This window comes from Allobosea sp. GW822-FHT03F07, assembly GCF_058801345.1.
In genome coordinates this window covers 1-23,300 of record NZ_JBXAND010000016.1, presented here as the reverse complement: position 1 = coordinate 23,300, position 23,300 = coordinate 1, and the positions used below count along the sequence as shown (strand labels likewise).

Genomic DNA, 23,300 nt, shown 5'->3' with positions numbered 1-23,300 from the left:
GAGGACGCGCATGATCATCACCGACCTCATCGCCCCGATCGGCGAGCTGTTGGGCCGGCAGGCGTCGACGCGCCCGCAGGCCCTGGCATTCCGGGACAAGGATCGTTCCGTGAGCTATGGTGGGCTGGCGGAGCGGACAGCCCGGATTGCAAGCCATCTCCAGGCCAATGGTGTCGCCCCTGGCGATCGCGTCGCGATTCATCTGCCGAATTCGGTCGACTGGGTCGAGGCCTGCCTCGGCATCGTCCGGGCGGGCGCGGTAGCCGTTCCGATCAGCTTCGACGCGACCGTCGACGAGATCGCCTATCGCATCGACGACGCGCAATGCGTTGCGGCCTTCGCCCGCGAGCAGAAGCGCGACGTCCTAGGTCAGGCTTCGGGCACAGTCGCGATCATGGCCTTGGAGAACGGAAAGGGAGCGGCCGTGGCGGAAGACGCAGCCGGCCCCACCCCGCTCGACCCGCTCGACATCGAACGACCGGCCTTCATCGTTTACACCTCTGGCACGACCGGGCGAGCGAAGGGAGTGGTGCTCTCGCTGCAGAGCATGCTGTGGGTGACCGCCGCCTGCTGGGCGCCGGTAGCCGGGTTGAATGCCGACGACTACGTGCTGAACGCGCTACCGCTCTATCACAGCTATGCGCTGAATCTCGCCGTTGTGAGCATCGTCGCCACGGGCGCTAGCGAGTACCTGATGGAGAGCTTCTCCACCACGCGCCTGGCCGAAGTGCTCGCGCAGGAGCCGATTACGCTGCTGCCCGGTGTCCCGACCGTCTTCCACTACATGCTCGAACGCGCAAAGGAGGAAGGTCGCCGGACCCTGTCGAAGGTACGGATCTGCCTGTCGGCCGGAGCCGTCCTTCCCGGCCCTCTCAACCAGGAATTCGAGAGCTGGTTCGGCGTCAAGCTACTTGATGGCTACGGAATCACCGAGACATCGACGATGGTGACGATCAATACACCGCACGGCGGTCGCTTCATGGGTTCCTGCGGCCTGCCGTTGCCCGGGCTCGCCACCCGCATCGTCGATCTCGACGATCGCGACGTTGCGCCTGGAGCAGAAGGCGAGCTGATCGTGCGCGGTCCGAACGTGATGCTCGGCTACCACAACAATTCAGAGGCCACAGCCGCAGCGCTGCGCGACGGCTGGTACCGTACGGGTGATCTTGCCCGCGCGGACCGCTTCGGCTTCCTCTCGATCACAGGGCGTCTAAAGGAGATCATCATCCGCGGTGGGCAAAATATCGCTCCGGTCGAGGTGGAGCAGGCTATTTTCGCCCATGAGAGCGTCCTCGACTGCGCAGTCGTCGGCATTCCCCATGAATTTCTTGGCGAGGTCCCGGTCGCCTTCGTGATCCCGCGGGAGGGGCATCAGCTTGATGAGGAGTCCATCCTGGCTCATTGCCGGACGCGACTGTCGAGCTACAAGACACCCCAGGCCGTCCACGTCGTCACGGCGATCCCGAGAACCGGGTCCGGCAAGGTGCAACGCTTCAAACTGAAAGAGCTGCTGTCGGAGCGCTGAGGCGGCTTTGCCACTGGCGGAGCGGGCGGCCGCAGCAGCTTGGTTTCGTACCGGCCCCTATGTGGCTAGAACGGTATCGCAATGAAGCCTGACACTCGAAAGGCGCCCGCGTGAGAAATGCCGCAGCGACAAAAAGTGCGGGAAAGGATTCCGTGCACGCCGCGGATGATGATGAGGCTGGAACCGCATCTCCTGCGCTTGAGCGCAATTGCTCGGTCGGGCGGGCTATCGCGATCCTGTCAGACGCATGGGCGTTCCTCGTCATCCGCGAATGCCTGTTCGGCGCGCGACGCTTCGACGATTTTCAAGCGCGTCTGAAAGTGCCGCGCCAGACGTTGACGGAGCGCCTCAGGCGCTTGACTGATCAAGGCATCCTCAAACGCTTGGCCTATCTCGAGCGGCCTCTGCGCTATGAGTACCGCCTGACCGAGATGGGGATCGACCTTTACCCCAGCATGATCGCGATGCTGCGCTTCGGCGACAAATGGCTCGACGGGGTGCCCAGGATCCCGCTGCGCTTGATTCACAAGAACTGCGGCTGCCACAGCGAACCGATCGTGGCCTGCTCGGCCTGCGGTGAGGAACTCAAGGCGCGGGAGGTCAGCTATCGCGATGGTCCAGGCGCAGGGCGAAGCGCGCCGATCGAGTTCAGGCGATCCCGCCGCTCCTCCGACAGCGAGCATTACAACCGTGGCCGGCCCTCGTCGGTCTCCCGTACCTTGCAGATCATCGGCGACCGCTGGACCTTCAAGGTCACGCGGGAAGCGTTTCTGGGAGCGCGCCGCTTCGACGAGTTCGAGGAGCGGCTGAACATCGCGCCCAACATCCTGACCGACCGGCTCAACCGTCTGGTCGAGAAGGGCATCTTCGAGCGGCATCTTTATCAGCGCCTTCCCGACAGGTTCGAGTATCGCCTCACACCTATGGGGCTGGATCTCTATGGGCCGTTCGTGGCCATCCTCGCCTGGGGTGATCGTTGGCTCGCACACGGCGCGCCGCCGATGATCCTGACTCACAAGACCTGTGGCCAGGATTTCACCCCACAGGTCATCTGCGACAAATGCAGGCAACCCATCCACGCCTGGGAAATGGCCTACGAGCGCAACTACGACGTCACCGACGACGGCGAAATCCGGATCAGGGAATACGATCCCTGATCCGGATGCCCGCTCACTTCTTGACGAGTGGACACGTGCTCTCGGAAAGCGGGCGGAAAGCCTCGTCCCGCGGGATGGTCTTGACCAGCTTGTAGTAGTCCCAGGGCGCCTTCGACTCCTTGGGGGTCTTAACCTGGTAGACATACATGTCGTGGATGAAGCGGCCGTCCTCGCGGATGATGCCGTCCTTGGCGAAGAAATCGTTGACCGGCGTCGACTTCATCTTGGCCATGACCGCCTTCGCATTGTCGGTCCCGGCGGCTTCGACGGCTTTCAGATAGTGCATCGTGGACGAGTAGTCTCCGGCGTCGCCCATATGCGGCATCCGTCCCATCCTGTCATAAAAGCGCTTCGACCAGGCGCGCGTGGCCTCGTCCCGATCCCAGTAGAAGGCGTCGGTGAGGATCATGCCCTGCGCCGTTTCCAGTCCCAGGGCATGGGTATCCGGCAGCCAGACGAGGAGGCCGGCGATGGTCTGTCCCCCATCCGAGATGCCGTAGTCCTTGGCGGATTTCACCGCGTTCACGAAAACGGTTCCGGAGCCCGCGATGGCGACGACCTTGGCCTTTGAAGCCTGCGCCTGCAGCAGGAAGGAGGAATGGTCCATCGTGTCGATAGGATAGCGCACCGAACCGACGATGTTGCCCTTGGCAGCCTTCACCGCCGCGGAGGTATCGGCTTCCAGCGCATGGCCAAAAGCGTAGTCGGCGGTCAGGAAGAACCAGCTCGTGCCGCCCTTCTCGATCAAGGTCTGGCCGGTGCCCTTGGCGAGCGCGTAGGTGTCGTAGGCATAGTGGATGCTGTTGGGCGTGCAGGCGTCCATCGTCAGCCGGGACGTGCCAGAGCCATTTACGATCGCGATCCTGTCCTTTTCCTTGGCGATAGAGACGACGGACAGCGCGATCGACGAGTTGATCAGGTTGGCGACCATGTCGACCTTTTGGACGTCGAACCACTCGCGCGCCTTGGCGACGGCGACCTCGTTGCGGTTCTGGTGGTCGGCGACGACGACCTCTACCGGCTTGCCGAGAACCTTGCCGCCGAAGTCCTCGACCGCCATGCGGACCGCCGCCACTGCGCCGGGGCCGGCCTGATCTGAAAACTGGCCGGACATGTCCGTCAGAACGCCGATGCGGACGGCTTCATCGGAAATCCCCGACGATTGCGACCACGCGGCCGACACCGCCAAACCCGAAATCGCAGCTGTTACCGCCAGCGCGGCCAAATGATTTTTCAACATGCTTCTTCCCTCCCTCGAAGTTCCTCGCCGGAACCGCATCGTCGCGTCCGGCAGCGCCCGTTCGGGCGATTTCAGTCTTGCGGGTTTAGCGAGCCCGATTGACTTTCATAACTAGACTAACTATTCCGAGATCAGTCAAGACGGATCGAGAACGAGCCGACGCAGATGCGAGCGAGACAACGCCCGCCGCTTTGGGAGAGGATCAAATGCCTGCTGTCGCGAGCTTGATGACGCATGTCGAAAATCGGGGAGCAACGCCGAGTTCCGTCTCTCGGGACGATCGGCGAGTCAGTTCTCCAAGCGGCAATGGGCCGGTCCTTCAGGCCCGCGGCATCATCAAGTCGTTTGGCGGCTTTGTCGCGGTGCAAGATCTCAACCTTGAGGTCGACCGCGGCGGCGTGCATGCCCTGATCGGTCCCAATGGCGCGGGCAAGACGACGGTCTTCAACCTCCTGACGCGCTTCATTCAGCCGACCGCTGGTCAGATCAAGCTGATGGGCGAGGACATCACCATGCTCGCGCCGGAGTTCGTCGCCCGCCGAGGGCTGGTTCGCTCCTTCCAGATCTCGGCGACCTTCGAGAAGCTGACGGTCTCGCAGAACATCCGGATCGCCCTGCAGCGGCCGCATGTCGATGCCTGGCGCTTCTTCGGTAACGGCGCCGCTCGCGGCAAGACCGACGCCCGGATTGACGAACTACTGACGAGTTTCGACCTGACGACCTATGCGAGCTGGCGTGCCGGCGATCTGCCCTATGGCCGCAAGCGTGCGCTCGAACTGGCGGCGACCATGGCAACCGATCCGCAGGTCATGCTGCTCGACGAGCCGACGCAGGGTCTCGGCTTCGAGGATGTCGAACGCGTCGCTGATCTGATCAAAGCGATAGGGACCAGCCGGACAGTGCTGATGGTCGAGCACAACATGAGCCTGGTCTCGCGCATCGCCGATCGCATCACCGTCCTGCGTTCGGGAGCGATCATCGCCGATGGCGACTATGCGACCGTGTCGCGCGATCCCCAGGTCGTCGAGGCCTATCTCGGCTCCGGCCGACGCAGGGCGAGGCAGTGACATGATCGCTCAACCTCTGCCGATGGTCCCGACCACGATCCCTGCCCTGAGCATTCGTGATCTCCACGCCTGGTACGGCCATTCCCATATCCTGCACGGCATTTCCTTCGACGTGGCGCCCGGAGAGGTCGTGGCCCTGCTCGGCCGTAACGGCAGCGGCCGGACGACGACCCTGCGAGCGATCATGAACCTCGTCGGGCGGCGGGAGGGATCGATTCTGGTCGCGGGCCGAGAGACGGCAAGACTGCAACCCCATCACATCTCGCGTCTCGGCATCGGCTATTGCCCGGAGGAACGTGGCATTTTCGCGAGCCTGAGCTGTGAGGAGAACCTGCTGCTGCCCCCGCGGATCCGCGAGGAGGCCATGCAGGACGACGAGATCTACGCCCTGTTCCCCAATCTTCGTCGGCGGCGCGATGCCCCCGGTACGAAGCTCTCCGGCGGTGAACAGCAGATGCTTGCAATCGCTCGCATCCTGAGGACCGGTGCCCGAACCCTTCTGCTCGACGAGATATCGGAGGGGCTGGCGCCGGTCATTGTCGACGCACTCTTCGACATGATCCTGAAGTTGCGCGAGCTGGGCTTCACCATCCTCCTCGTCGAGCAGAACCTCCACTTCACCGCGCCACTGGCCGACCGCTTCATCGTCATCGAGCGCGGCAAGGTCGCCCTCGAAGTCGAGGCCAGGGATCTCGAGGCCAGCACGGCGGCCATCGACCGCCTGCTCGGCGTCTGAGGGAGAACGACATGACCATTCTAGGCCTGCCGATCCAGGTTCTGTTCGGACAGCTCACCATCGGGCTCATCAACGGCAGCTTCTACGCGCTGCTCAGCCTCGGCCTGGCGATCATTTTCGGCCTGCTCAACGTCATCAATTTCGCCCACGGCGCCTTCTTCATGCTCGGCGCCCTGGCGGCGTGGCTCGCCTTGACCGTCGGAGGGGTGAACTACTGGTGGGCGCTTGTCCTCGCCCCGCTCGCCACCGGCCTCTTCGGGATCATCGTCGAGCGCCTGCTGCTGCGCCGATTGCAGGGCCTGGATCACCTGTACAGCCTGCTGTTTACCTTCGGACTCGCGCTGGCGATCGAAGGTACGGTGCGCGACATCTACGGGACATCGGGCCTCGCCTATCCGGTGCCCGCCGCGCTGCGAGGACCAGTCGACCTCGGCTTCATGCGCCTGCCGGCCTACCGCATCTGGGTCGTGGTGGTGGCGCTCGTCGTCTGCTTCGGCACCTGGGCTTTGATCGAGAAGACGCGGATCGGCTCCTACCTGCGCGCCGGCACCGAAAATGCGCGGCTGGTGCAGGCTCTCGGCATCAACGTGCCGCTGCTCGTCACGCTGACCTACGGCTTCGGCGTCGCTCTGGCGGGCCTCGCCGGCGTGCTTGCGGCCCCGATCTACCAGGTCCAGCCGCAGATGGGATCCAGCATGCTAATCATCATCTTCGCGGTGGTCGTCATCGGCGGTCTCGGTTCGACCATGGGCACGATCCTGACAGGCCTGGCGCTGGGCGTTATCGAAGGGCTTGCCAAAGTGTTCTACCCGCAGGCCTCCTCCACGGTCGTCTTCATGATCATGGTGATCGTCCTGCTGCTGCGCCCCGCCGGCCTCTTCGGGAAGGAAGCCTGACGATGAACCGCCTCGCTCCGCTCGCTCTGCTGGCTCTTGCCGCCATCCTTCCGCTCGTCGGCGTCTATCCGCTGTTCCTGACGAAGTGCCTGACCTTCGCGCTGTTCGCGATGGCCTTCAACCTGTTCACCGGCTATGTCGGCCTGCTCTCGATCGGTCACGCGTCCTTCTTCGGCATGGGGGCCTACATCGCGGGCTACGCGGCGAAGGCCTGGGGCATGCCCACTCCCGTCGCCCTCCTGGCTGGCATCGCGGTCGCGACGGCTCTCGGAGCCGCCTTCGGCGCGATCGCGATCCGTCGGCGCGGCATCTATTTCGCAATGATCACACTGGCCCTCGCGCAGATGGTGTACTTCTTCTGCAGTCAGGCGCCGTTCACGGGCGCCGAGGACGGACTGCAGAACATCCCGCGCGGCACGGTTTTCGGGCTGCCACTCGGCAGCGATCTCGTCTTCTACTACTTCGTGCTGGCCCTGACCGTCCTCGCCTATCTCTTCATCCAGGCCATCATCGCCAAGCCCTTCGGCGAGACCCTTCAGGCCATCCGCGACAACGAGCCTCGCGCCATATCGCTCGGCTACGATGTGCGCTCCTACAAGCTTGTCGCCTTCACGATTTCTGCGGCGATCGCCGGGCTGGCCGGCTCCCTCAAAGCCTTCGCCCTCGGCGTGGCGACGCTTCCGGACGTCCACTGGACGCAGTCCGGCAACGTGATCCTGATGTGCTTGCTCGGCGGCATGGGAACCGCGCTGGGTCCGATCGTCGGCGCGATCGTCGTCGTGTTGCTGGAGAACCAGCTCGCCAGCTTGGGCGTGATCCGTCTCGGCGTCCTCAGCATCGACTTCTCGACCAAGGCCCCGATCGTGATCGGCATCGTGTTCATGCTCTGCGTGCTGCTCTTCCGCCGGGGTATCGTCGGCGAACTCATCGCACTTCTGGGCAAACGCGGGTTGGCCGCCGAGACGACGCCAAGGCACACATCCTGATCCGGCAGCATTCGCAGATATCGCCATGAACGACTTCATCTTCAACACGACCAAGACCATCATCTCGCAGCTCGGAGCCGCGGCACGGATCGCGGAGATCGTGACCCCGGCTCTCGGATCGCGCATCGTCCTTGTCACGGATGCCGGCCTGCGACGTGCGGGCCTGCTCGAGCCCGCTCTCGCATCGCTCGGGAAAGCGGGCGCCTCGGTCGAGATTTTCGACGAGGTCGTGGCCGACCCCCCCGAGGCCAACGTGCTCGCGCTTGTCAGCGTCCTCCGTGAACACAAGGCGACCGGGGTCCTCGCCATCGGTGGCGGATCGCCCATGGACGTGGCCAAGGTGGCCGCATTGATCGCCGGCGGCGGCGAACAGCTCGCCGAGGTCTACGGCGTCAACAAGGCTCGCGGTCCCCGCCTCCCGCTGGCCCTGGTGCCGACCACCGCCGGCACGGGCTCCGAGGTGACGCCGGTCGCGATCATCACCACGGGCGAAGCGATGAAGGCCGGCGTGGTCTCACCGCTGCTGCTGCCCGACATCGCCGTGCTGGACGCCGAGCTCACGATCGGCCTGCCGCCGGCGGTAACGGCCGCGACCGGCATCGATGCCATGGTCCACGCCATCGAGTCCTATGCCTCAACCTCGCCGAACAACAACCCGATTTCGCAAGGCCTTGCGCGCCAGTCCCTGCGGCTGCTGGGTGCCAATATCCGGGAGGCTACCTTCAACGGCACCAATCGCAGCGCGCGCGCCGCGATGCTGCTCGGTTCTCTCTTCGCCGGACAGGCCTTCGGCAATTCACCCGTAGCGGCGGTACACGCGCTCGCCTATCCGATCGGCGGGCATTTCCACGTACCTCATGGATTGTCCAACGCGCTGGTGCTGGCACCGGTTCTCCGCTTCAATCTTCCGAAAGCCGGGCACATTTATGCGCAAATCGCCGCTGACGTGTTTCCAGAACTCGCGACGGTCGACTTCAGCATTCGCGGCGCGGTCTTCGTGGACAAGCTCGTCGAGCTCGGCCGCGACCTAAAGGTCCCGCAAGGCCTGAATGAACTCCAGATCCCGCGTGACGCACTGCCGATGATGGCTCGCGAGGCGATGAAGCAGACCCGCCTGCTCGTCAACAACCCCCGCGAGATCAGCGAAGCAGACGCTCTCGCGATTTACGAAGAAGCCTACTGAGAGCTGTCACGACTGGCGGGTATCAAAGCGGAGGATGCAACGGTCATGCGCGTGTGCCGTGATCGTCAATCCTATGGGGCAGCGGTTGGCGGCGGCATTTCGTGAGCAAGTGTGGGCAATCTCAGCGTGTGTCGACAGCATGAACTGGGGGAACCGATCAGCCCAGCGACCGCAAGATTGTGCGCCGGAGTCCGTGCCACCGAGCTTTGAGGATTTCCAGCAGGCCCTCCATTTCCATCGAAAACTGACGTCCGCAACGGGCCGACGCCTGACGCTATTCGTTCCGCCGGGAATGTCTGGTTCCTGGTAAGCCGCCAACTTCCGCTCCTGCCACGACCCAGACCGGCGAGTGGAAGCGAGGCTGTGGCCCGCGGCCAATCCACTAGGATGAGAAGCAGCAGTGATTTCTCATCCTAGCGATGGACGTAGCCATCGAAAGGGAGAAGCCGAGGCGCGGCTTACTCCGGCATGCCGGCCTGCCGCAACGCATCGAGATACAGTTCTAGCATGGCCGCATCCCGTAGCGGATGCATGGCTCGGGTCCGGCGAATCGAGCTGTTCGGCTGACGCCTGAGCAACTCCGCCAATTCGGCTCGCGCTTCGGATAGCGCGCCCATCTGGACGAGCGCCGCAGTGAGGTAGCGCCTCGGCGTCGTCGCCTCCGGCACGCTGGCGAGTGAGCGCCGCGCCACGGCGGCAGCTTCGCCGTAGCGGCCGGAATAGAAGAGCGCCGCGGCGCGAACCGCGTGCAGATCCGCCTGCAATGGCGATAACGGATCGAGGTGCTCTGCCTCGTCGAGGCGGGACAAGGCCTGGTCGAGAGCGCCGCACCAGACCGACACCCAGGCGCCGAGCCGCCATGCCTCGGCGCCGTTCGGATTCATGCGCAGGGAAAGGTCGAGCAGTGCGCTGGCTTCGTCGTGCGCGCCACCGACGACGGCGAGAAGGTGGCCGCACAGCGCGAGGACATGCGCGTCGGTCCGGTCAGCGGCCAAAGCCTCGCGCGCCAGCTGGAGGGCGCGCCGCGAGCCGGCTTCGTGGTCGGGCTCGGCGCCAAGCCAGATGGCGGTCGCAGCGCAGCGCGCGAGCAGGGCGCGCGCCAGCTGGAAGTGCGGGTCGAGCGCGAGTGCCGCTTCGAGCAAAGCCATGGCATCGGAGTTCCCGCGCGGCGTGCGGGAATGATAGCCCGGCAAGGCCCGCAGATAGCAGTCGAACGCATCGAGGCTGGTGGTCGCCTGCCGCAGCACGCGCTCGATTTCGGCCCTCAGAATGCGCGGCTCCAGCGCGGCGGCGATGGCCGAGGTGATTTCATCCTGGAGCCTGAAGATATCGGCGGTGTTCCCGGCAAACCGATCGCTCCAGACCGTCCGCTCGCCCGCGACCTCGATCAGCCGGCAGTTGATCCGCAACCGCTCGGCCGCGTAGGTGATGCTGCCGTCGACGAGATAGCGCACGCCGAGCAGGCGCCCGGTTTCGGCAAGGCCGCCCTCGGCATGGCGCAGCTGCAAGGCCGAGCGGCTGGCCGAGACGAAGAGCCAGCGAAAGCGCGACAAGGCCGTGGTGATCTCCTCGACGAGGCCGTCGGTGAAGTAGCCGCGCGCCTGCCCGTCCCCCAGCGTCCTGAAGGGCAGGACCGCCACGGAGGTCCTGTCCGAAGCCGGCTGCAGCGCTTCGCTCGGGCCCGGCTGCGCTGCCGCCGGCTCGCCGGCGATCTGAACCGCGCAGTCAAGGATGTAGCCGCGGCGCGGCACGCTGCGCAGCAGTTGCCCCGCCTTGTCATCCAACGCGCGACGCGCCTCCCTGACGGCCTGGAAGAGACTATCCTCGGTGACGTGAATCTCGCCCCAGACCAGATCGAGCAGCTCGCTCTTGGCCAGCGTACGGCCGGGATTTCCGGCGAGGATGCCGAGCAGGTCGAAGGCCTTGGGCCGCAACGGCACCTCGTTCCCCTCCGGCCCGAGCAACCGCCCCTTGGCCAGATCGAGCGCGAAGCCCTCGAAGTAGTACGCCGACGGCGTCTCGTTCCTGTCCGATCGCATCGACGGCCGCTCGCTTCGTTCCGGCGCTATTTCAACACAGCTTCAGCACGCTGTCAGGACGCCGGGCGGCACGATCGCCGATGGTCGCCGCAGGCCGATCTCCACCGGTCTGCAACGAGCGAGGTCGGTCGTGCTTCTTTCGATGCCCCCCTGGATCGTCGCCGGGCATGTCGCCTCGGATTTCAACTCCTCTCCGGTCGCGATGGTCGGCACGGCCCTGATGGGCTATGCCATGATCGCGGCGGTGCCCGGACCCAACATGCTGGTCGTCGCCAGCTTCTCGACCCTGTCGGGCTTTCGCTCCGTCATCCCGCATTGCCTGGGAACCGCCACCGGCGTCGTCGCGCTGACCTATCTCGTCGCGCGTGGGGTCGGCATGCCGGAACCGGGTTCGCTCGGCCATCATCTCATCATCATCGGCTCGGCCGCTTTGATGCTGCGCTGCGCCTGGCGTTTCGCTTCGAACCCTGCTCCGGTCAGCGGCGCCGGCCGGAGCCGACAGCCGCGTTTTGCCACAGGGCTGCAGATCGCGCTGCTCAACCCGATGACGCTCGGTTACTTCGCGGCGACACTCGCCTTGGCGAAGGGGCCGGTCACACCCTGGCTTCCGGCCGCGATGGCGATCGGCGCGGGCCTGGTTTCGCTCTGCATCGCCCTCGTGATCGCGGGCCTTGCCGCACAGGCGCGGCATTGCCGCATCGCGGCGCCGGTCGGTCAGGCCATCCGCCTCGCCGTCGCCGTCCTCCTCTTCACCCTTGCCGCCCGGCAGATTTCAACGATCATCACGGGAGCCTGACACCATGACGCCGAACACCACAGCTTCGACGATGAGCCACCACCTCTCCCGGCGCAGCGCGATCGCAGCCATCTGCACGGCGCCGGCGCTGGCAACCAGGGCCTTCGCCGAGACCCGCTGGCCGCGCCAGCCGGTGAAGATCGTCGTCGGCCTGCCGGCCGGCGGCGGCACCGACCTGCTGGCGCGCGGCATGGCCCCGCATCTCGCGGCGGCCTTCGGCCAACCCTTCATCGTCGAGAACCTGACGGGGGCCGGCGGCAACGTCGCCGCAGCGGCCGTGGCCCATGCCAGGGACGGCCATACGCTCGGGATCGTCCAGGGCGGCCCGACGACGACCGCAAAGACGCTGAACCCGATGATCTCCTACGATCCCGAGCGCGACTTCAAAGCCGTCAGCCTACTGACGCGCGTCCCCTTCGTGTTGACGGTCAATCCGGGCTCCTTGCCCGCCGCCGGCTTCGCGGCCTGGCTCGATCACGTCCGCGCGCAACCGGGCAAGCTGAACTATGCCTCGATCGGGCCTGGCACGGTCACCCATCTTGCCATGGAGGAGCTGAAGGCGCGGCTCGGGATTGACCTGGTGCATGTGCCCTATCGCGGCTTTCCCCCGGCAACGCTCGACTTGGTGGCGGGACGGGTCCAGGCGATGTTCAATGTTCCCAGCACGGCGCTGGAGTTCATCGTGGACGGCCGGCTCGCGGCGCTCGTCCAGACGGGGGCCCGCCGCCTTGCGAGCCTGCCGGACGTTCCCACCCTGGCCGAGGCCGGCATCCACGACGCTTCCTTCTTCGGCTGGGCCGGCATGGTTGCGCCGGCAGGGTTCCCCGATGATGCGGCGATGCGCCTGTCCGAAGTGATGCGCGAAGTCCTTCGCGCCGAGCCTGCAGCGCGCGGCGGTCTCGACAAGGCGGGCAACGAGATGCTCGGCACGCCGCCTGCCGAATTGGCGGCGCTGCAAGCGAGCGAGGCCGGGCGATGGAACGCCGTGATCGCCAAGCTCGGCCTCACGATAGCGGGCTAATGGCTCAGCAGCGCTGGCGTTTTCGGATGTCCGCTTCCGGGCAGCGGCCCGAGTTCCGCTTCTGGCGCTTGCGAGAACCCATCAACTGCCAAAGCGACCGGCAAGAATTGGTACCCGGCCATCAAGTTTGGCGAGATGCGCTGGCTCAACGCTCGCGCATCAACTAAAGCTGCGGCCGATGGATATTTCACCCCGCCATCTGACGCATTTGCTCGCAATCCATCGAGCTGGCTCTCTGCTTCGCGCGGCTGAAGCGTTGAATGTCGCGCAGCCGTCCCTGTCGGTCAGTATTGCGCGTCTGGAGGACATAACCGGCCAGTCGCTCGTCGAGCGCGGCCGGCACGGGGCACGGTTGACTTCGGCAGGTCTTGCGCTTCTGCGGCATTGCGAAAGCCTCGAGGCCATTCTCGGAGCGGCCGCGCAGGAGATGCAGAATGTCCGCGTCGGGGTCGAGGGCCCCCTGGTGATCGGAGGAACGCCGCTCTCCGCCAGCAGCATCATACCGGACGTCCTCTCGACCCTGTGCCTGGACTATCCCTCGCTGGCCTGCGAGGTGGTCGAAACGTCAGACGATGAGCTTCTCGCCGGGCTTTTGTCCCATCGGATCGACGTTGTGATCAGCACGATCAGCGGTCATGGCTCTAGCGGCAGAGAGCGGGACGACGTCGTGAACGAGCCGCTGTTCAACGCCGGCGTTGCAACCGTCGTTCGAAAGGGACATGCGCTCTCGAGCGAAGCCGAGCTCTCGCTACCCGAACTGACGAATGCGCTTTGGGTGATGCCCCCTAAGGGCAGCACCTTTCGCGCGCTGATCGAAGCCCTCTTTACGGTCTGCGGGCTATCGTTTCCGTCGAACACCATCCAGGCGGCACCCTTTGGCGTGCTCAAGGAGATCGTGCGCCGGACCGAGGGCATCACCATCCTCTCCCATCAGATCGTACGCAGCGAGCTGGAGGATGGTTCGCTCGTCGCGATCCCGCTTCGGCAGCAGCCGGCGCGGCGCGTCTTCGGCCTGCGCACGCTCAAAGCACGCTCGCAGGGCCCGCTCGCCCGGCGGTTCATGCAGATCGCTCGCGAGAAGGCGTCCCGATACGACCACGCCTGAGCGAGCTGACATGCGGAAGTTTATTGCGGCTCGATCCCGAGCTCCCGGATGATCCTGCCCGAGCTCTCGTATTCCTTCTTCAGGAAGGCTGCGGCGGTGCTGGGCGAGGTTGGCCGGTCGCCGTTGATCTCGAAGCCGAGCTTGGCCGCGCTGCGGCCTATTTCCGGGTCGGCCAACGCTCGCGATGCCGCAGCCCCAAGCGCTTCCCCAACGGATTGCGGAAGTCCGGCCGGCCCCAGCAGCATGAACCAACCCTGCAGATCGGTGGCCGGAAGCGTCTCCGAGATCGGCGGGATATCCGGCAGCAGGGAAATCCTCCGATTGCCGGCGACCGCCAAGGGTCGCAATGTACGCTGCTCGATATGAGCCTCGGCGACCGAGGTCGACAGAATCGCGATCTCGGTCCGCCCGGTGACGGTGTCCTGGATTGCGCTCGTGATCGAGTTGTAAGGCACGAGCACGAAATTCGTGCCGGCGGCCTTATTGATCGCCTGCGCCAGGATGCCGGACAAGTTGCGCGGGCCGTCGACGGCCATCGATAGCGAACCCGGGTTTTTCTTTTCGAGCGCGATCAACTGCGCCAGGGTCTCGGCCTTTACCGAAGGCGTGGCGACGATGACGTGATTGCTACGCGCGATGAAGGCAACCGGGGCCAAGTCGCGCAGCGGGTCGTAGGCGAGATTCTTGAAAGTGAACGGGTTGGTGACCAGGCCGGCAGATGTCGTGAACAGCAGCGTATAGCCATCGGGCGCCGCGCGCACGACCGTCTGCGTGCCAACCACATTGGCGGCGCCGGGCTTGTTCTCGACCACGAATTGTTGACCCAGAAGGCGCGAAAGCCGTTCCCCCACCATGCGGCAAAGGATATCCGGGCTGCTGCCGGCCGCTTGCGGCACGACGATGGTGACGGGCCGCTGCGGCCAGGATTGTGCGCGCGCCGGCCGGATGGCGGCAATGCTTCCAGCCAGCGCCGCCAAGATGCAACGCCTGTTCAAGGTCATCATGCTGTCCTCCCTGAAGGTGGGCCGCCTGGTTCTGGCGCAGGCGGTCCCGGATTGGTCTTTCCGTCAGACCTCGTCGCGCACGCCGTTGCGGAGCGTGCCGAGGCGATCGATCTCGACTTCGACGATGTCACCCGGCTTCAGCCAGAGTGGGGGATTGCGCTTGGCGCCGACGCCCCCCGGCGTGCCGGTGACCATCACGTCGCCTGGCTCCAGCCGGGTAAAGCGCGAGCAGTAGGCGATCTGGGTCGGGATATCGAAGATCATCTGGCCGAGCAGCGCGTCCTGCACGATCTCGCCGTTCACGCGAGTCTGCAGCCGCAGCTCCGAGAGCTCGCCGAATTCGTCGGGCGTCATCATCCAAGGGCCGAAGGCGCCGGTGCCGGGGAAGTTCTTGCCCGGCGTGAACTGATGGGTATGGCGCTGAAAGTCGCGCAGACTGCCGTCATTGTAGCAGGCGTAGCCGGCGATATGGCTCCAGGCGTCGGCCTTGTCGATGTAGCGGCCAGGTTTGCCGATGACGAGCGCGAGCTCGCCCTCGTAGTCGAGGTCGGTCGAGACCGTCGGGCGAAGGATGTCGGCGAGATGGCCGGTCTGGCTGTTGGCGAAACGGCCGAAGATCGTGGGATTCTCGACCTCGGAACGACTGGTCTCCTGCCGGTGCATCTCGTAGTTGAGACCGACGCAGAGGATCTTGTCCGGATTCGGGATCACCGGCAGCCAGGCGATCTCGCCGATCGGGAGGCGTTCGGCCTTTGCCGCGGCGGCCGCCGCCTCGCCCAGCGCATCCGCGGCGATCAGTGCCTTCAGATCGGCAAAGCGGTCGCGCAGGACGGCACCGACATCGGCGACGGCGGCGCCCTCGACGAGGCCCCAGCTCGGCCGGCCATTGATGGTGAAGGAAGCGAGTCTCATGGTTTTCGTCTCTTTTTTAAGTGGGAATGGAAGATCGGGTGTCGGCGGTCGCGCCTCAGGCTGCTGCGTTCCGTTCGCCGGACTGCCCGGCCACGCGCTCGTTCCCGCGCAGTGATCGCGCCAGCTCCTCGACGAGATCGACGGACGCGGCGAGCGTCTCGGCCGTGCCGAAGACGTAATGGTCGGGCCTGACCAGGGCGGCGGCGGCGTGGTTCTCCGCGAACCAGGACGCGAGCACGCCATCCCGTTCCGAGAATGTCTCGGGAGCCGACGCGCCGCCTTTTCGACTCGCATCGCTCGACAGGACGAGCATGCGGATGCCGAGCGCTGCGGCAGCGGCTACCAGGGCGGGGTCCGCCCCGCTTCCCGACCGCCCGTCGACGACGAGCCGCCAGCCCGTGCCGCAAATCCGGTCCAGCAATCCGTCGCCTAGCGCCGTCTCGACCTGCGGTTGTGGAAAGAGCGTGCCAGTGCCGCTGCAGTGTTGCGAGGAGAGCAGGCCGCAGCGCAGCGGCGGGATCACCGATTGCCGCGTGATCGTCGCGGGCGTGCCGCCGCTTTGGGACAGGACGCGCGCGTCCCGCTGCGCCGCCGCCTCGGCATCGCGCTCGCACAGAACCCCGCCGATCAGCTTGATCTGCTCGATCAGCTCGCGGACATGGCGCCGGCGCTCCTCGCCGTAGCTCGCGAGCAGGGCCGGATCGGCCGCACCCGTCAGGACCGCCTGAAGCTTCCAGGCCAGGTTCGTCACGTCGCGCATGCCTTGGCACATGCCCTGGCCGAGGATGGGCGGCTGCTGGTGGGCGGCATCGCCGGCGAAGTAGACACGGCCGCGATTCCAGTCGCGCAGCACGAGCGCATGGAAGCGATAGCTCGCCGCCCGCCAAAGCGTAGCGTCCTCCGGCTCGACCCAGCGCCGCAGAAGCTCCCAGACACGCTCCGGCTTCTCCATCTCGCGCGGGTCCTCGCCCTCCATCAGCATGATCTCCCAGCGGCGATGGGTGCCTGGACCGACAATGTAGACGGACGGCCGCGCGGGCTCGCAGAAATGCGCCGAGTTCGCCGGAAGCCGGTCGAGCTTGTCCGGATCGAGCTGCAGGTCGACAACTACCCATGGCTCGTCGAAATCGAGATCCTCGAGTTCAAGGCCGAGCAGGCCGCGCAGGCGGCTCGACGCGCCATCGCAGGCGATCACGTAATCCGCCGTGACGCTGTACGCGCGGCCATCCGCGTCCAGCAGGTCGAGGGAAACGCCGTCGGCGCTCTCGGAAAGACCGGTGGCCTCGGTGCCGAGCAAGGTTTCGACGCCCGGCCAGCTCCGCGCGTGCTGCCGCAGGGCGGCTTCTAGTGGCGGCTGAGTGAACACCATCGTGGGCGTATAGCCGAGCGGATAAGGCTGGCCGACCATGCCGATGCGGCGCAGCAGGCGGCCGTCGGCGCCGAAATGCTCGGACAGGTCGAATGGCGCGATGAAGGGTGCGACCGTCTCGGCCAGACCGATATTGTCGAGAATGCGTAGAATTTCATGATCCAGCGCGATCGCACGTGGCTTGTCGTAGACGGTCGTGGAGCGGTCGACGCACAGAGTCTGTATGCCGGCCTGACCTAGCAGGTTGGCCGCAAGTGCGCCGGACGGGCCGAAGCCGACGACGACGACCTGATAGTCGTTCTGTGACGCCCCCGTGAGGCTCGATAGGTCGTTGGATGCCATAGGTCTGCCTCAGCGCTTGATCTCGGAAAGAGCCACGTCGAAGGCGCTGACCTGGCCCTGCGCCGGCTCCGGCGCGTTGATGGTGATCTGCAATGCCGGAGTCGCGCCGCCATTGCGGTTGCGGTGGACGGTGCCGGCGGGGAACGCGACGAGCTGTCCCGCAGCGACGCGGCCACTCTCGAGGCCCACCTGAACGTCTAGCGTGCCCTCGATCATGAAATAGGACTGGTCGAAGGGGTGGATGTGCAGCCCCATGCCGCTGCCGGGCGGAACCACCGCCGCGAAGACCTTGAGCCTTTCGGCTCCGAGCCTGCGGTCGATCAGGGCTTGCGTATCGAAGGCAAGGCCTTCCGCGAGATGGGCACGGTGCGCCGCAAAGGCCTCTGGCGCGACCCGGCCGGCGAGCTGCGCCAACGCCTTGCCCTGCGCCGGCGCATCCCGGCTTGCGTCCGGCACGGGCGCGCGAATGTCGAGAAGAGTCGCACCGGCGCTGCCGAAGCTGCCGAGGCGGTATGGCCGGCCCCTAGGCAGAAAGATGAAGCCGCCGGCTTCGACCGTTTCCGCCTCTGCGTCCGACAGGACTTCGACCGCGCCGGACAGGACGAAAACGAGCCGTTCCACGGACAGCCTCGGTTTGTCTTCCTCCGCGGCCCGCTCTCCTAAATGGAGCAGGGCGATCTCACAGCTGTCGATGCCGAGCTTTTCGCCGGCGAGGACGTGTCGGGACATCTGTCCAGATTCGGCGGAAGAGCAAGAGGTGGAGACGATATGGCGCATGGCGTGCCTCGCCCCGTCAGGTTGCCGCCAGGCCGGTGGCCTGCGCACGGAGCCGCCTGCGACGGATGGAGCCGATCGCGACGACGGCGAGTGCCATGACGACGGCCGGCACGATTGGCAGTTCGAGCACGTCGCGAGCGCCCCAGCCCGCCGCAAGCAGCCAGCCGATAATGGAGGGGCTCAGCGCTGAGCCGAGACGGCCGACGCCACTCGCCCAGCCGATGCCTGTTGCCCGAACCGCAGTTGGATAGTTGTCGGCGGCGAGCGCATTGACCATCCCCAGCCCGCCCATCACCGTCCAGCCGGCAGCGAAGGCGCTTGCCAGCAACAGCGCCGGGCTGCCGAGGGAATGCGCGATCGCAAAGACGAAGGGCGCGATCAGGACGAAATTGATGGTGGCGACTCGGTAGGTGCCCCAGCGCGTCGCCATCGGACCGAGCGCGAGCGAGCCGAGCATGCCGCCGAGATTGAAGACGGTCGCGGCAAAGACCGCCTGCTGCTGCGAAAAGCCGAAGTCACGGGCGAGCGTCGGCAACCACTGGAACAGCAGATACATGATCGTGAGCACGATCGCATAGGTCAGCCACAGCAGGACAGTCGTCGCTGCGAGACCATCGCTGAATAGCCGGGCCATGGATACGCGATCGCCCTGATCCGCCATTAAGAAGCGGGCTCCCGCCGGCAATGTCGCCTCGGGCGCGACCCGCTGCAGGAGACCGGCAACACGTGCCTCGTCACCGCGCCGCATGAGCAAGAAGCGCGCGGATTCCGGGAGACTGATCCAGGCGGCGGCCAACGCGACCAGCGTCGCACCGCCGGCAACCAGGAACAGTGCGCGCCAGCCGAAGGCCGGCTCCAGCGCAGCGCTGAGGAAGCCGCCGAGCATCGCACCCGCGGCGATACCTCCGCTGACGACGAGGACGGCGGTCTGCCGGTGGCGGCTCGGCGCGAATTCGGCAACGAGCGCACAGATATTCGGCAGCAGTCCGCCGATGCCGATGCCCGCCAGCGCTCTGAAGACGATGAGATGCTCGAGGTCGCGGGCGAAGGGGATGGCCAGGGTGAAGCCGCCGAACAGCGCGACGCATGCGATCGTGCACGGGCGTCGGCCCCATTTGTCGCCGGCATAGCCCAAGGCAAAGGCGCCCAACGTCAGCCCGACCAGCGTCGCGGTGAAAACCGAGGCAAGCTGAGAACGCGCGATGCCGAGCTCGGCCGATAGCGCCGGCGCAGCAAGTCCCAGCGTGACGTTGTCGATGCCGTCCAGCATCGCCAGAAAGATCGCGAGCGCGAAAACCGCGATCCGGTAGGTCCCGATCCTGGGGATGTCGAGGATCGCGTCAATTGAAACGGATATTGGGTTGCTCATGAGGTTCCCTCGAAGTTCTTGTTCTTGCTTGAGATTTGACGTCCGCCTGCAGGTCAGCTTCGCAGTCGGTGACCGTCCTTCCGGAAATCGAAGAGGTGCTGGATGCGCTTCCAGCGCTTGGTGTGGGGCGGCGTCACCCCCCACTGGTCGAGACGCCCCGGTGGCCAGGCCCAGTGTTCCGGGCCGTTGTAGGGATAGCTGTCGTCGATCTGCAGGACGTCCGAGGTGTATTCGAGCGGGAGTTCCTCGGGGCCGGCGAAATAGGCAAAGACGTTGTCGGCACAGCCGTGCCGTCCGACGCCCCATTCAATCGGATAGCCGGCGTCGCTCATCCGGCCGGCGCCGCGCATGACCGATTCAAGATCCGCCATCTCGAAGGAGAGATGGTTCAGGGTCGTTCCTTCGGCCTGGCAGATCACGATCGAGCTGTGATCGGGCGAGTCGGCGTTCAGGAACGCCTGGCGGCCGGCCCGATCGACGACCTTCATGCCGAGGCCCTGCTCGTAGAACTCGGTCAGCCGCTCGGCATGGGCTTCATTGAAGTTGACATGGGCGATCTTGTAAGGCCGGTCTGGCACGCGCGCGTCGTCGCCGTGCCGGGCCGCCCCGGCGACTACGGCGAGGCAGCGTCCGCTCGGGTCAGCGAAGCCAAAGCCGTATCCTCCGTCGATCCGGTCGAGAAGGCCAGGCGTGTCCGCTTCCGTACCAAGGTCGGCGAGGCGGCCATAGATCGCGTCGACAAGATCGGTCGTCGCGACCTCGTAGACTACGCGGCGCACCCGTGCCGGGCCGCGGCTGGGATAGAGCGCGAGGATATGATGGAAGCCCGCCGTGCCGCGCAAATAGATGCCGTCGCCTGCGCGGGCAACTTCCGCGAGCTTCCAGACGTCGACGTAGAAGCGCGCGGCCCGTTCGGGATCGGCCAGCTCCAGCTCGAGGCTTCGGACCGCCTGTATCGTCGTTCTCATCGCGACACCCTCCCGTCGGGCTCAGCGCGAGAACTCGTCGCCCTGATAGGCGACGATCGGCAGGTAGTCTTCGCGGACGGGGCCGAAGATATCGACGTTGATGGCCGTCCCGTCCTCCGGCGTGGGCGGTTCGACGTGGTGTACATGATGCGCCGGGATGCGGATGACGGTGCCGGGGCGGCAGTCGAAGACCTGATCCTCGACATGCAGCTTCACTCGCCCCTGGATGATCATGAAGATCTGATCGAAGGGGTGGCTGTGAGGGGAGCCTTTGCAGCCGGGTTCGAGGTAGTTGTAGGTGACGAGCACGCCGTCGCTGCGAAAGCCGCGCTGGATGATGCCGGGCTTCAGCTCGCGCGACGGGATCTCGTCCCAGTTGTAGGCCTTGACCTTCACCTTCTCGGTCACGCGTTCGCTCCGTGGTTTCGTGCGGTCCGTATCATGTCGTCGGCAACCTCGGCGTGGAGTGCGAGGAAGGGCCGGATCGCGTCCGCGGCGCGCGCCGCAAAGCCGCTGCGGGCGGCGATCGTGAAATCGTCGAGATGAGCTCGTGCGAGCGCGATCCGCCTGCGGGCGCCGTCCAGCCCGTCCGAGAAATGGACGAGCCCGAGACAAAGCCGCGTCGCGGATGGCAGGCGCAGGCCGTCCAGCCCGCGGAAGAACACATCGTCCTCATGGCGCAAGGGCACCGGTAGGTGGACGAGATGGATCGGCCGGGAAGCGCGAGCGACGATGTCTTGTGCGATCTCGGCCATTGCCTCTGCATCGGCCGGCGCCATGGTGAAGCCCGCGCCATCGCGGCAATCGAAATGGAGGGCGAGGTCGGCACTCTTGGGGACCGCATCGATAACGCCAAGCGCGGTGGCGACGAAATGCTCGCGCCTCCCGCCGGCATCGCCGCTTGCAAGCCGATTGGTCGCCTCGCTTAGATCAGCGAAGGGCAATTCGAGCTGAATCGCCGTATCGCAAGCTGAGTTCGCCGCAACAATGCTTTCAATCTGCGCAACGACGCACGCGTTGAAGTTCGCGTCGATCTCATCCGATCGCTCGAATGACTCAGGCCACCGCTTGGCGATTGCGATGGGAAGGCTGCTCTGCAGTTTGGCGCCCGCGGGCATTTTGCCGGTGGCAATCAGCGCTTGAAAGCCATCGCGGGCGGCCCGCGCTGCTTCGGCATAAGGCAAGGCTGCGGAATTCTCATGCCCGCCAGTCGGCGTGGATGTCAGCCAGCCCTGCCAGTCAAGGGAGGCGTGCACGCGACCGTCTGAGAACGCGGTCAGGCGCGAGCCGAGCATTTCGGCCTGGAGGCAAAGCGCCTCCGAAACGCTTATGTCGGGAAACGCCCCGACGAGATGGACGATCCCGCTCATACGGAGCTCGCTTCGAGCCACATCCCGACATGCCGGACTTCGCCGATGGCTCCCATGCTGTCCTCCCGAGGCATTTTTGTTGGCGGGAGATTGGCAGCGGGCGGATGTCATGAAAAATATGGAATCTAGCTACTATTATAGTTTTTAGGCATATATCGCTTCTCGGTATTCCGGCACCGCAATGGTCGAGCCGTCCCGAGGTTCGATCACCACGCGCAAGTCAAATTGCCTATTCGCATCCAAATGAACCGTTTGATCGGCGGAGGTCCGCTTCTGGACAACCTCCCAATGTCCGGACCTGGCGCGAGCCGGGCTGAGCCGCGTGCCTATGGCCGCCTTCTACGGGCGTCGTCCGCTTTCAGACAGATCCCAGCCTCCTTGTCGATTCGCGTCCTTCGTCTTAATCCCGCCGCGCGCCATGGCAGGCGGCGCAATTCCTCGGCAAGAGCCAGGACGGCGGTCTCTCCGTAGCGACGCGCCCAATGGCTGATCCATTCCTCCTTATCCAAGAAGAACTTCCAGTCGCTAACGACCGCGCGTCTCACCAATATGAACGGCACTGGTGATCTGAACGGTCGAAAGCTGGGGTTGTATAGCGCTGCCCCCTCGTTGGATTCGTAAAATCCTCCCAGCACCAGCCCGTCATCGACATATGATGAAGCGCCGAGCTTCTGTGTTTCGGCGTGCAAGTTTGACCCCGTGAGGCGGGGGATCTGGAGTGCGCCCCCTGAGGCAGACAGCGTGACGGCGAGCAATTGACCGGGGAGCCGGGCTTTCGAAGGATGGAAGCCCATGGCCCGACACCGCACCCACAGCATCGAGTTCAAACGCCAGGTGGCACAGGACTACCTGGCGGGCGAGACGCTTCACAGTCTCGCCCGCCGACATGATCTGTCGCGCAACCTGATCCGCATCTGGCTTCAGAAGTTCGAAGCCGGCGCCTTCGACGACGAGGCAGCAGCCGCCGATACGATCGAAGCCTACGAGGCGCGCATCGCCGCGCTGGAGCGGCTGGTCGGCCGGCAGGCCTTGGAGATCGACTTCCTAAAGGGGGCTCTGAAGCACGGACTGCGGCCGAGAAACGCGCCTACATCCGTCGTCACCGGCCCCGCGGCATCTCCGTCGCAGAAGGATGCCGGCTGATGGGGATCGCGCGCTCGACCTATTACGACAGCCCGACCATCAGCATCGACGACACGGCGCTGGTCGAGACGATGGCGACGATCTCCGACAGCTTCGAGGCCTATGGCTACCGCCGGATGCAGGCAGCGCTGCGGCACCGCGGCTTTGTCGTGAATCATAAGAAGATCCGACGCCTGATGCGCGAGCATGGTCTTCAGCCACGTCGGCGCCGGCGCTATGTCGCCACCACCGATAGCGATCACGAACTGCCGATCTTCCCGAACCTGGCGAAGAACATGGTCCCGGACGGGCCGAA

The 23,300-nt window shown here is 65.4% G+C and carries 23 protein-coding genes; 12 read left to right on the top strand and 11 right to left on the bottom strand.

Annotation, left to right across the window (positions count from 1 at the left end; translation table 11 throughout):
• Window positions 1–10 precede the first annotated feature (10 nt).
• The gene (locus AC1RMY_RS24995) at window positions 11–1,525 is read left to right on the top strand and encodes a class I adenylate-forming enzyme family protein (RefSeq protein WP_492869228.1); all 1,515 of its coding nucleotides are present in this window, start codon (window positions 11–13) and stop codon (window positions 1,523–1,525) included.
• A gap of 152 nt (window positions 1,526–1,677) precedes the next feature.
• Window positions 1,678–2,682: a winged helix-turn-helix transcriptional regulator gene (locus AC1RMY_RS24990; RefSeq protein ID WP_492869226.1), complete on the top strand. Its 1,005-nt coding sequence runs from the start codon at window positions 1,678–1,680 to the stop codon at window positions 2,680–2,682.
• Between the two features lie 13 nt (window positions 2,683–2,695).
• On the opposite strand, the gene AC1RMY_RS24985 is transcribed toward AC1RMY_RS24990, so the two are convergent.
• On the bottom strand, window positions 2,696–3,922 hold the full coding sequence (locus AC1RMY_RS24985; RefSeq protein WP_492869225.1) for an ABC transporter substrate-binding protein: 1,227 nt from the start codon (window positions 3,920–3,922) through the stop codon (window positions 2,696–2,698).
• 227 nt (window positions 3,923–4,149) lie between these two features.
• Between AC1RMY_RS24985 and AC1RMY_RS24980 the strand changes: the two genes are divergently transcribed.
• Genes AC1RMY_RS24980 through AC1RMY_RS24960 form a run of 5 tightly spaced genes read left to right on the top strand, consistent with a single transcriptional unit; the run spans window position 4,150 to window position 8,790 of the window.
• Window positions 4,150–4,989, top strand: a complete 840-nt coding sequence (locus AC1RMY_RS24980) for an ABC transporter ATP-binding protein (protein WP_492869268.1) — start codon at window positions 4,150–4,152, stop codon at window positions 4,987–4,989.
• A 1-nt stretch (window position 4,990) separates the two neighbouring features.
• Window positions 4,991–5,725 carry an ABC transporter ATP-binding protein gene (locus AC1RMY_RS24975; RefSeq protein WP_492869223.1) on the top strand — a complete coding sequence of 245 codons (735 nt, stop codon included), beginning with the start codon at window positions 4,991–4,993 and terminating at the stop codon, window positions 5,723–5,725.
• 11 nt (window positions 5,726–5,736) lie between these two features.
• On the top strand, window positions 5,737–6,621 hold the full coding sequence (locus AC1RMY_RS24970; protein WP_492869221.1) for a branched-chain amino acid ABC transporter permease: 885 nt from the start codon (window positions 5,737–5,739) through the stop codon (window positions 6,619–6,621).
• 2 nt (window positions 6,622–6,623) lie between these two features.
• Window positions 6,624–7,607: a branched-chain amino acid ABC transporter permease gene (locus AC1RMY_RS24965; protein WP_492869220.1), complete on the top strand. Its 984-nt coding sequence runs from the start codon at window positions 6,624–6,626 to the stop codon at window positions 7,605–7,607.
• A gap of 25 nt (window positions 7,608–7,632) precedes the next feature.
• On the top strand, window positions 7,633–8,790 hold the full coding sequence (locus AC1RMY_RS24960; protein WP_492869218.1) for an iron-containing alcohol dehydrogenase: 1,158 nt from the start codon (window positions 7,633–7,635) through the stop codon (window positions 8,788–8,790).
• A 458-nt stretch (window positions 8,791–9,248) separates the two neighbouring features.
• On the opposite strand, the gene AC1RMY_RS24955 is transcribed toward AC1RMY_RS24960, so the two are convergent.
• Window positions 9,249–10,829, bottom strand: coding sequence for a tetratricopeptide repeat protein (locus AC1RMY_RS24955; protein ID WP_492869216.1), 1,581 nt, complete (start codon window positions 10,827–10,829; stop codon window positions 9,249–9,251).
• A gap of 130 nt (window positions 10,830–10,959) precedes the next feature.
• On the opposite strand from AC1RMY_RS24955, the gene AC1RMY_RS24950 reads away from it, so the two are divergent.
• From AC1RMY_RS24950 to AC1RMY_RS24940, 3 genes are all read left to right on the top strand, one after another.
• The gene (locus AC1RMY_RS24950) at window positions 10,960–11,625 is read left to right on the top strand and encodes a LysE family translocator (RefSeq protein ID WP_492869215.1); all 666 of its coding nucleotides are present in this window, start codon (window positions 10,960–10,962) and stop codon (window positions 11,623–11,625) included.
• A 4-nt stretch (window positions 11,626–11,629) separates the two neighbouring features.
• A complete protein-coding gene (locus tag AC1RMY_RS24945) occupies window positions 11,630–12,646 on the top strand; it encodes a Bug family tripartite tricarboxylate transporter substrate binding protein (RefSeq protein WP_492869213.1) in 1,017 nt (338 codons plus the stop codon).
• A 178-nt stretch (window positions 12,647–12,824) separates the two neighbouring features.
• On the top strand, window positions 12,825–13,751 hold the full coding sequence (locus AC1RMY_RS24940) for a LysR family transcriptional regulator (RefSeq protein ID WP_492869267.1): 927 nt from the start codon (window positions 12,825–12,827) through the stop codon (window positions 13,749–13,751).
• 20 nt (window positions 13,752–13,771) lie between these two features.
• Here AC1RMY_RS24940 and AC1RMY_RS24935 read toward each other — a convergent pair whose 3' ends face one another.
• The 9 genes from AC1RMY_RS24935 to AC1RMY_RS24895 form a co-directional block, all read right to left on the bottom strand.
• A complete protein-coding gene (locus AC1RMY_RS24935; protein ID WP_492869211.1) occupies window positions 13,772–14,728 on the bottom strand; it encodes a Bug family tripartite tricarboxylate transporter substrate binding protein in 957 nt (318 codons plus the stop codon).
• A 90-nt stretch (window positions 14,729–14,818) separates the two neighbouring features.
• Entirely contained in the window at window positions 14,819–15,667 is an 849-nt protein-coding gene (locus tag AC1RMY_RS24930) for a fumarylacetoacetate hydrolase family protein (RefSeq protein WP_492869209.1), read from the bottom strand.
• Between the two features lie 55 nt (window positions 15,668–15,722).
• The gene (locus AC1RMY_RS24925) at window positions 15,723–17,378 is read right to left on the bottom strand and encodes a bifunctional 3-(3-hydroxy-phenyl)propionate/3-hydroxycinnamic acid hydroxylase (protein ID WP_492869207.1); all 1,656 of its coding nucleotides are present in this window, start codon (window positions 17,376–17,378) and stop codon (window positions 15,723–15,725) included.
• 9 nt (window positions 17,379–17,387) lie between these two features.
• Window positions 17,388–17,999, bottom strand: coding sequence for a cupin domain-containing protein (locus tag AC1RMY_RS24920; protein ID WP_492869205.1), 612 nt, complete (start codon window positions 17,997–17,999; stop codon window positions 17,388–17,390).
• Window positions 18,000–18,171: 172 nt separating this feature from the next.
• Window positions 18,172–19,524, bottom strand: a complete 1,353-nt coding sequence (locus AC1RMY_RS24915) for an MFS transporter (protein WP_492869204.1) — start codon at window positions 19,522–19,524, stop codon at window positions 18,172–18,174.
• Window positions 19,525–19,577: 53 nt separating this feature from the next.
• Window positions 19,578–20,492 (bottom strand): VOC family protein, encoded by a 915-nt coding sequence (locus tag AC1RMY_RS24910; protein ID WP_492869203.1) that lies wholly within the window; start codon window positions 20,490–20,492, stop codon window positions 19,578–19,580.
• 21 nt (window positions 20,493–20,513) lie between these two features.
• Window positions 20,514–20,900 carry a cupin domain-containing protein gene (locus AC1RMY_RS24905; RefSeq protein ID WP_492869201.1) on the bottom strand — a complete coding sequence of 129 codons (387 nt, stop codon included), beginning with the start codon at window positions 20,898–20,900 and terminating at the stop codon, window positions 20,514–20,516.
• Window positions 20,897–21,862 (bottom strand): hypothetical protein, encoded by a 966-nt coding sequence (locus AC1RMY_RS24900; RefSeq protein ID WP_492869199.1) that lies wholly within the window; start codon window positions 21,860–21,862, stop codon window positions 20,897–20,899. The genes AC1RMY_RS24905 and AC1RMY_RS24900 overlap by 4 nt, the downstream gene beginning before the upstream one ends.
• Before the next feature lie 326 nt (window positions 21,863–22,188).
• On the bottom strand, window positions 22,189–22,656 hold the full coding sequence (locus tag AC1RMY_RS24895) for a DUF6875 domain-containing protein (RefSeq protein WP_492869198.1): 468 nt from the start codon (window positions 22,654–22,656) through the stop codon (window positions 22,189–22,191).
• Here AC1RMY_RS24895 and AC1RMY_RS24890 point away from each other — a divergent pair.
• On the top strand, window positions 22,655–23,005 hold the full coding sequence (locus AC1RMY_RS24890) for a transposase (RefSeq protein WP_492869196.1): 351 nt from the start codon (window positions 22,655–22,657) through the stop codon (window positions 23,003–23,005). The two genes, AC1RMY_RS24895 and AC1RMY_RS24890, sit on opposite strands and share 2 nt — an antisense overlap.
• Window positions 23,005–23,300, top strand: a 296-nt coding sequence (locus AC1RMY_RS24885; protein ID WP_492869194.1) for an IS3 family transposase, incomplete at its 3' end; no start/stop codon positions are given. The genes AC1RMY_RS24890 and AC1RMY_RS24885, both read left to right, overlap by 1 nt.

Coding starts and splice junctions, on each gene's coding strand:
- AC1RMY_RS24965 (WP_492869220.1), top strand. CDS start 6,624: ATGAACCGCCTCGCTCCGCTCGCTCTGCTGGCTCTTGCCGCCATCCTT.
- AC1RMY_RS24925 (WP_492869207.1), bottom strand. CDS start 17,378: ATGGCATCCAACGACCTATCGAGCCTCACGGGGGCGTCACAGAACGAC.
- AC1RMY_RS24960 (WP_492869218.1), top strand. CDS start 7,633: ATGAACGACTTCATCTTCAACACGACCAAGACCATCATCTCGCAGCTC.
- AC1RMY_RS24890 (WP_492869196.1), top strand. CDS start 22,655: ATGGCCCGACACCGCACCCACAGCATCGAGTTCAAACGCCAGGTGGCA.
- AC1RMY_RS24895 (WP_492869198.1), bottom strand. CDS start 22,656: ATGGGCTTCCATCCTTCGAAAGCCCGGCTCCCCGGTCAATTGCTCGCC.
- AC1RMY_RS24910 (WP_492869203.1), bottom strand. CDS start 20,492: ATGAGAACGACGATACAGGCGGTCCGAAGCCTCGAGCTGGAGCTGGCC.
- AC1RMY_RS24930 (WP_492869209.1), bottom strand. CDS start 15,667: ATGAGACTCGCTTCCTTCACCATCAATGGCCGGCCGAGCTGGGGCCTC.
- AC1RMY_RS24915 (WP_492869204.1), bottom strand. CDS start 19,524: ATGAGCAACCCAATATCCGTTTCAATTGACGCGATCCTCGACATCCCC.
- AC1RMY_RS24970 (WP_492869221.1), top strand. CDS start 5,737: ATGACCATTCTAGGCCTGCCGATCCAGGTTCTGTTCGGACAGCTCACC.
- AC1RMY_RS24900 (WP_492869199.1), bottom strand. CDS start 21,862: ATGAGCGGGATCGTCCATCTCGTCGGGGCGTTTCCCGACATAAGCGTT.
- AC1RMY_RS24975 (WP_492869223.1), top strand. CDS start 4,991: ATGATCGCTCAACCTCTGCCGATGGTCCCGACCACGATCCCTGCCCTG.
- AC1RMY_RS24955 (WP_492869216.1), bottom strand. CDS start 10,829: ATGCGATCGGACAGGAACGAGACGCCGTCGGCGTACTACTTCGAGGGC.
- AC1RMY_RS24985 (WP_492869225.1), bottom strand. CDS start 3,922: ATGTTGAAAAATCATTTGGCCGCGCTGGCGGTAACAGCTGCGATTTCG.
- AC1RMY_RS24940 (WP_492869267.1), top strand. CDS start 12,825: ATGGATATTTCACCCCGCCATCTGACGCATTTGCTCGCAATCCATCGA.
- AC1RMY_RS24945 (WP_492869213.1), top strand. CDS start 11,630: ATGACGCCGAACACCACAGCTTCGACGATGAGCCACCACCTCTCCCGG.
- AC1RMY_RS24995 (WP_492869228.1), top strand. CDS start 11: ATGATCATCACCGACCTCATCGCCCCGATCGGCGAGCTGTTGGGCCGG.
- AC1RMY_RS24980 (WP_492869268.1), top strand. CDS start 4,150: ATGACGCATGTCGAAAATCGGGGAGCAACGCCGAGTTCCGTCTCTCGG.